The 7,878-nt window shown below is 64.5% G+C and carries 4 protein-coding genes; 3 read left to right on the top strand and 1 reads right to left on the bottom strand.

Annotation, left to right across the window (positions count from 1 at the left end):
- Nucleotides 1-108 precede the first annotated feature (108 nt).
- Nucleotides 109-3,297, bottom strand: coding sequence for an autotransporter domain-containing protein (locus QZY07_RS25375; protein ID WP_295408885.1), 3,189 nt, complete (start codon nucleotides 3,295-3,297; stop codon nucleotides 109-111).
- 268 nt (nucleotides 3,298-3,565) lie between these two features.
- On the opposite strand from QZY07_RS25375, the gene QZY07_RS25370 reads away from it, so the two are divergent.
- From QZY07_RS25370 to QZY07_RS25360, 3 genes are all read left to right on the top strand, one after another.
- Nucleotides 3,566-4,894: an MFS transporter gene (locus QZY07_RS25370; RefSeq protein ID WP_295408883.1), complete on the top strand. Its 1,329-nt coding sequence runs from the start codon at nucleotides 3,566-3,568 to the stop codon at nucleotides 4,892-4,894.
- Nucleotides 4,895-5,129: 235 nt separating this feature from the next.
- A complete protein-coding gene (locus QZY07_RS25365) occupies nucleotides 5,130-6,959 on the top strand; it encodes an AAA family ATPase (RefSeq protein ID WP_295408881.1) in 1,830 nt (609 codons plus the stop codon).
- Complete coding sequence (locus tag QZY07_RS25360) at nucleotides 6,956-7,852, top strand: general secretion pathway protein GspB (RefSeq protein ID WP_295408879.1); 897 nt, start codon at nucleotides 6,956-6,958, stop codon at nucleotides 7,850-7,852. Before QZY07_RS25365 ends, QZY07_RS25360 begins: the two co-directional genes overlap by 4 nt.
- Nucleotides 7,853-7,878 lie beyond the last annotated feature (26 nt).

The raw sequence follows: 7,878 nt of genomic DNA, 5'->3' as shown, positions 1-7,878 counted from the left end.
TGACCCATTGATGAGAAAGTCACCTTGATTTTCAGCCTCCAGAGCGGCTTCGCCGCGACGTCCGACCTAAGTCGGACAGGCTCCTAGGAGATTTATGAAACATTCGGGTTAAAACAAATATTCGAGGCTAACGTTGATCGCTTGGGCTTCATGGTTCGGACGGAAAAGCTCCAGGCCAGCCCTGACCGAAGCGGTCAGATTGCTGGTGAAGCGCATGCTCGCTCCCACGTCCACAATGACCGCATCGTAGGCATTCTCGGAGATCTCGGCTCGGTAGCTGGAAAGCGGCGCGTCGATAAACGACGATTCGATGCCCTGGGACTGGTCGAGCCACTGCGCGCCCCAGCCGGCCCGCAGTTCCGGACTGATCGTGCCGTGCGCGGTTTCGAAGGTCCGGGCCATCCGTGCGCCGACCATGGTTTTGAGCGAATGGTTTTGCCGGGTGCCGATGTGTTGGCCCAAGGTGCCGGCTCCCGTCTCGGTGAAGCCGTCCTCATCGAGATACTGCCAGTCGATCGAGGCGATGGGGCCGAAGGAATATTCCCCGGCCTTGAAGTCATAGCCGCCGCCGACCGACAGGCTGGTATTCCAGCCATTCCAGCGTCCCTTGGCCGTGCGCGACACACCCGGCAGCACCAGGGATCTGGATGACTCGAAGGTATTCAGGCCCACCCGGGCCACGGCGTCTGCATACCAGGCGTCGTGGCGGTAAGCGCCGAGCAGCGCCAGGCTCAGGTCCTGGATGGTGCTGCTACCGCTCCCGCTCCTGTTGGAGCGCAAGGTCACCGACTGGCTCATGAAGGCGGGAGCAATGCCGATCGTCAGGTTGGCGGTCGGACGGAAGAGAACTCCACCGGTCAAGCCGCCGGTATCCGCCTCGTAGCCGGTACGGTCAGCATCGTCGGACTGACGGGTCTGCAGGCCGAACGGCTGCAAAAACATCCCGTACTGGCCTTCCTCCAGTCGTGTTGCGCCGCCGGAGGCCATGCCCTGGGCGCCGGCGACGGCCAGACTGCCGGTGCCGATCTCCCCATGCAGGGCGCTGCGCTGGGCCGAGGTCAAGACCCATCCGCCTTCGAGCAGCGCCTGGGTGTCGGCGTCGTAGGATTCCGGACTCAAGATGTTGAGGGCGTCATCGGTCCGGGCGGGCGAGGAGTAATCCAGGGTGGCCAGCAACGTGGCTATTTCTCCGGTGGCGGTTGCGGCCGCACCATCAAGCCCGGCCCCGACCGAGGCGGCTCGGGAGGAGCGGGCCGGCGTGGCGTAGGAGAGTCGGGAAACCGTGAGACTGACGCCATCGGCCGTGTACCTGGGCGTGAAGATCAGGTTCCAACTGCCGCTGGTGGGGGCCACATGGGCGAAGGAGCCAGACACGCCGCCAGCGGCGGTGAGGATGTTCCTGGTGGTTCCCGTCGCATAAAAAGCCTGCTCCGGGGCAACCGTTAGCGTGCCGTTGAGACTGGCCGAGCCAGCGACTCGAAGGAGGTCGCTCGTCGAGGGCGACACCTCGGCCAGGAGCATGCCGGAGGCTGACTGCGTATAGTTGCCGGCCACGGTCAGGGTGCCGATGGAGCCGCCGGGGGTCACCGTGCCACTGCTCGTCAGGTTGCCGACCGTGCCAGAGCCCCCAAGCGTACCGCCTGTGGCGACGATCGCGGAGCCGCCGAGAACTGCACCAGGGGCGATCATGATCTTGCCATTGGTGTGGGTGAGTGTGCCGGTATAGGTCGAACTGTCGCCGGTCAGCGTCAGGAGGCCGGAACCGATTTTGGTGAGAGAGCCGGAACCGCTGTGGATGGCGCTGATGGTCTGGTCGCGCGTGGTGGTATCGTAGACAACACCCGCTGCATGTACAGGGATAGTGCCTTGCGAGACGTCGATACCATCCACCATCAGCGTTCCGCCGGAAAAGATGTACGGCCCGGTGCCCAGGTTGGAATAGGCGGGTACGCTGACCGTGCCGGCGGCAAATGTCGTGCCGCCCGAGTACGTGTTATTGCCGGTCAGGGTCAGCGTGGCGGCCCCGGCATTGGTGAGCGAACCGGAGCCGGAGATCGCTCCGGCATAGGTCATATTCGAACCCAGGTTGAAGGTCAGCGAACCGTTGTCCACGGTGTTGCCGGTGATGGCCACGTTTTCATTGATGGTTAGGGCGGCGCTGGAATTGATGGTCAGGTTGCCATAGGTGCTCGCGTTGGCGGCCAATGGATTGAGGGTCCAACTGGTGGCCGTGCTGCCGTCGCCTGCCACCAGATTGGTGACGTTCTGGAAGAGATTGGCGGAGGAGCCTGTCCCCAAAAGGGTCACCGAACTGCTTCCCCCCAGATTCACCTTGCCGACGAGGTTCGCGCCCGTGCCGAGGATGAGGCTGCTGCCGCTACCTACTTGGATCGCGTATCCGTTGCTTCCCGACGTGTCCACGCCGCTGAGCGTTCCGGTCACGGAGAGATTCGCGGCATTGGCGGAATAGACGGCCACGGCCGTGCTGTTCGCACTGGCGGAGACGACCCCGGAGATGGACAAGGGAGTACTGGCCGAACCGCCGTTCAGGGCTCCGGATGAATACAGACCGTAGGCGTAGGCATTTCCGTTCTTGGTCGCGTTTGCCGAGGCCGTGACCGTACCGGAGAGCCCCTCGCTGAGGCTCAAGGAACCTTTATTGTCACTGAAAAGCCCGATAGCATAGGCGGTTCCATCTGCATTCTTCGATGAAGACGCCGAGTGCGTGGCCGTCGCGTTGACCGTACCGGAGAGGCCATTGCTCAGGCTTAAGGTGCTGCCACTGTAAAGCCCGAAGGCATTGGCGGAAGCGGGGTTGTAGGCATCCGACGTTGCGGCCGTGGCGCTGACCGCGCCGGAGAGCCCTCCACTGAGGCTCAAGGCGCTACCACCGTACAGCCCATAGGCATTGTTGGCAGCCATCGCGTACGACGCCGACATCGTCGCGCTGACCGTGCCGGAGAGCCCCCCACCGAGACTTAAGGTGCCTATCGGAACGTACAGCCCCATGGCGTAGCTTTCCGCATTCGCGGCCGAACCCGACGAACCCGAGACCGTGATCGTGCCCGAGATCCCCCCGTTGATGCTCATGTTACTGGTTGAGCCGCTGTTTTTGTAAGCGCCCAGTCCGACGGCAAGCGCTTGGCCATTGGTCGAATCCGAGACCTTGATCGTCCCTTGGATGCCCCCGTCAATATTGAGATGGTCGCTGTTCGCGGACACCCCGACGGCTCTGGACAGACTGAGACCATTATTCAGATTGAGGTCCAGGGTGACGCCGGAGCCGATTTCAAACAAGCAGGCTGGAGGTGAAATGATGCGCTACGCAATCGTCATCGAAAAAGCAGCAGGCAACTTTTCCGCCTACGTTCCTGACCGTCCCGGCTGCATTGCGACAGAGAACTCGGTTGAGGAAGTCGCGGCGGAAATCAAGGAATCGCCTAACAAAAGAAGCGGTATCCTGTCGGTCCCGCGGAGGCCGACATCCCGTCAGCCGTATCACGCGGCAAACGGCGCCCATCGACCATCGCCAACACGCCCAGACCATCCCGAGATCACACACGACATGCCTGATCAAGCGCTTAGTTACCGAATCGGCCCGCTCCGTCTCGCCCCCGGCGTCCTGCCGCGCCATGGCTGGACCTTTCTCATCGCGGCCTTTTTTTCCATCGGTCTGATGATCTTCATCTCCATCGGCCAGACCTACATCCTCAACGAACATCTCCACATTCCCTCGTCCGAGCAGGGCGCCATCAGCGGCAATCTGGTCTTTTTCACCGAGATCCTCACGCTGCTGCTGTTTCTGCCCGCCGGAATCTTGATGGATCGGATCGGGCGCCGACCGGTGTATGCCGCGGGCTTTCTCCTGCTGGCCCTGACCTATGTGCTGTACCCGCTGGCCGAATCGGTCGATGCGCTCTATGTCTACCGCATCGTCTACGCCATGGCCGTGGTCACGGTCGCCGGCGGACTCTCGACCGTCCTGGCCGATTATCCCGCCGAATGTTCGCGCGGCAAGCTGGTCGCCATCGTGGGTCTACTGAGCGGACTGGGTGTCGTCTTCATCAGCCAGGGCTTCGGCGCGCTGCCCAAGGTGTTTGCTGGCGCGGGTTTCGATGGGGTCGCGGCGGGCCGTCTGACCCATTTCATCGTCGCCGGACTCTCGGTCGCGGTCGCCGCCTTTCTGCTGTGGGGACTCAAGCCCGGTCTGCCGATCCGCCACGCGGAACGCCCGAGCGTGCGTGAACTCCTGATCGGCGGTTTCTCGCAGGCGCGCAATCCGCGCATTTTGCTGGCCTACTCGGCGGCCTTCATCGCCCGCGGCGATCAATCCGTGAATGCCGTCTTCCTGATCCTCTGGGGCACGCTCGCCGGCAAGGCCGCCGGGCTGGAGCCGGCAGCGGCGGTGATGGGCGGGACGATGATCTTCGTGATCGCCCAGATCGCGGCCCTGGTGTGGGCGCCGATCCTGGGTCCATTGCTCGACCGCATCGACCGGGCCAGCGCGCTGGCAGTCTGCATGGCGCTGGCCGCGCTGGGCAATCTGGCCCTGCTGCTGCTCGACGATCCGCTGGCCAGCCATGGACTGATCTTTTTCATCCTGCTTGGGATCGGCCAGATCAGCGTCTTTCTGGGCGGGCAATCGCTGATCGGGCAGGAGGCACCGCCCGCGCAGCGCGGTTCGGTGCTGGGCGCCTTCAACGTCGCCGGCGCGATCGGAATTCTGCTGATCACCTTCGTGGGCGGGCACCTGTTCGACCGGATCGACCCGCGCGCGCCCTTCGTGGTGGTGGGCGTCATCAATATCCTGTTGATGTTTGCCAGCGTTTATGTCCGTCTCCGGTATCCGGTCAAGCCGGCGATCGAGGCGACGGCCGTCGCGACCGCCGCATGAGGCGACGAGCGCCTTGGGTCACGCGCCGGTCATCGCGGATGAACCGATGGGTCGGCGCAATGCGCGCCATCGGCTCGCTTGACGCCCCGGAACGGCCTGACTAATCTGCCACAGCGGCGAGTCACTCCTGTCGATTCGGGTGTTTCGCCAGCATCATTCAATCGATCGCATCCTGTCTTCCGGCGGACATTCGGCCGGGCGCGGGTCTGGGCGAACATCGTACCGAGCAGCAAGCGTGTATCCAAAGTATTTTGGGCTCAAGGAGCCCAGTTTCTCCATAGCGCCCGATCCGCATTATCTGTTCCTCAGCGAGCAGCATCGGGAGGCGCTGGCCCATCTGCTCTATGGCGCGGGCGAGAGCGGCGGATTCGTGCTGCTGACCGGCGAGGTGGGGACCGGGAAGACGACGGTGTGCCGCGCCTTTCTGGAGCAATTGCCCGAAGGCGTTGACGTCGCCCTGATCCTGAATCCGGCCCAGACCGCCAACGAGCTGTTGCTCAATCTCTGCGACGAATTTCAGATTCCGGTCTCGGAAGGCAAGCGGTCGATCAAGGTGCTGGTGGATCGGCTCAACCAGTATCTGCTGGAGGCGCATGGTCAGGGCCGCCGCCCGGTGCTGATCATCGACGAGGCCCAGAACCTTCAGCCTCAGGTGCTGGAGCAGATCCGGCTGCTGACCAATCTGGAGACCACCAAACACAAACTGCTTCAGATTTTTCTGATCGGTCAACCCGAACTGCGGCGGATGCTCGACAGCGAACAGTTGCGGCAGCTCAATCAGCGCATCACCGCGCGCTTCCACCTGACCCCTTTCAACCTCCGGGAGACCGGAGACTATATCCGTCACCGCGTGGCGGTCGCCGGGGTCGATCGGCCCCTGTTCACCGCGCGCGCGATTCGTCATATCTATCGCTATTCCGGCGGGATTCCGCGCCTGGTCAATATCCTCTGCGATCGGGCGCTGTTGGGAACCTGCGTGACCCGCGGTTCGCAAGTGACGCCCTTGATCGTCGCCAAGGCGGCGCGCGAGGTACAGGGGGGGGCGATCGAGGTTGCGCGTCAACCCGCCGTGCGGCCCGCATTCCTGGCGGCGGCCGCCTTTGTTCTGGCGTTGGGCGCGGGCTGGTGGGGGTCGGCATGGCTGGACGCAATCGACGGCGATCCGTTTGGATTCCTTGCCGCTCGTTTCGCGCGTCACACCGATGAGCCGCCCCTGGGACCGGCGAGCGAGCCGGACGCGCTTGAGGAGCCGCAAGACGCAACCGTCGCGGCGGCGACCGCGGAGCCCGCTCCATTGGCTGCATCGGTCGCTGCGTCGGAACCGATCCCGCTGCCGGAGCCGGGCGCGGCAACCGCGGAGACGCCCGCGCCCGAGGAGGCGCCGCCACTGGTCGCGATGACGCATTTCGAGGGTGACGCGCTAGATGCGACGCTGGAGCGGCTGGCCATGCCCGAGGCCGATGCCGTGAGGCTCCTGGCGCGGCGCTGGGGTCTGGAGTTGGACGATCTCGGGTCTGGCGAGCCCTGCGCGCGGCTTGCGCGCGTCGGCCTGAGCTGCGAGCAGGAGCTGGGTACGCTCGGCAATCTCCGCTATTTCGATCTGCCCGCGCTGCTAAGGGTCGCCAGCCCTAGCGGCGTCAAGCGTTTCGTGGTCCTGAGCGCGCTGGGCGAAAGCGAGGCGACGCTGGATCTCGCCACCGGTCGCGAGCGCGTCCCGGTGGCGGGGTTGGAGCGGATCTGGACCGGCCATTATACCCTGGTCTGGCAACCGCCGCCGGGCGGTTCGACCCTCATTGCCTCGGGTTCCTGGGGCGAGGATGTGCGTTGGCTGCGCCAGCTTTTATCGCGGGTGCCGGGCCTGGAGGTCTTGCCCGGCGACTCTTCCCGCTTCGACGCTCCGCTGGAGGCCGCGTTGCGGACCTTTCAGGCATCCAGGGGATTGCAACCCGATGGCATCGCCGGTCCACGCACCCTCATCCAACTGAATCAAGCGGTCGAGATGCCGGGTCTGCCACGGCTCGGTGCGACGTCCGCGAACTCCCCGCCCGAGGTGGGGGCGCCATGAGCTACATTCTGGAGGCCTTGAAAAAGTCGCAGCAGGAGCGTGAGCTCGGTCAGGTGCCGACGCTGGACATGACCGGGATCTTCAGCGAGGACAAAGAGCCGGTCCCCGCCAATCACTGGGGCCTGCTTGCCGTTGGTTTGGCGACCCTGGCGGTGGTGATCGCGCTCTTTGCCGCATTGCGGGGGCCGGCATCGCCCCCGGTCGCACCGACCGCGGCGAAGGCGCTGGACAGCCAGCGTCCTTCTTCCCTGGAAAATCCCGGCGGGCCCGCGGCGGCGGATGAGGAGCCGGCAGCGCCCGCGCCCGCTCCATTGCGGCTCGCGCCGCTGGTGGAGGCGCCGCCTCCGAAACATCCGGTCCGTGCCATCCCCGCGACGCCCGACGTGCGCGGGGACACCGCGGGCGGGGAATCCGGCCCGGAGGAGTTCATGGACTACCCCAACCCAAATCTGGATCCGGCGCTGGAGCGTGAACTGCAACGTCAGTTGGACGCGGAGCAGCTTCCGTCCGACGATCCCGAGCCGCTGGTCAGTGAGCCGCCCAGTCGCGCACCGATCCCCGTCGATCTGCTCGACGATATCGAGTCGTTCAAGCAACAGGTGCGCCGCGAACAGGGGCTGCCGCCGCCCAAATCCAAAGCGAAGTCTGCGCCCGTCAAGATCGACGGCGATCCCACGCGGCTGCGTCTGACACCCCAGCAACAGGCGCAGGTGCCTGGATATCTGATGACCGTGCATGTTTACGACCCGGATGTCGCAAAGCGTTTCGTCCTGATCAACGCGCTCAAATATCGAGAAGGCGAGGAAACGCGCGAGGGGTTGCGAGTCGAGCGCATCCTCTCCGATGGCGCTGTATTGAGCTATCTGGGCAACCCCTTTTACGTCGCGCGCTAACCCGCGCGGGCGAGTGCGCGCGACGC

This window comes from uncultured Thiocystis sp., from assembly GCF_903866365.1.
Taxonomy (GTDB): Bacteria; Pseudomonadota; Gammaproteobacteria; order Chromatiales; family Chromatiaceae; genus Chromatium.
Note: the sequence above shows the minus strand (reverse complement) of the source record. Positions and strands in the feature narration are given on the sequence as shown.

Bases quoted from the DNA above. Each gene is read 5' to 3' on its own strand.
- QZY07_RS25370 (WP_295408883.1), top strand. From the start codon at position 3,566: ATGCCTGATCAAGCGCTTAGTTACCGAATCGGCCCGCTCCGTCTCGCC.
- QZY07_RS25360 (WP_295408879.1), top strand. From the start codon at position 6,956: ATGAGCTACATTCTGGAGGCCTTGAAAAAGTCGCAGCAGGAGCGTGAG.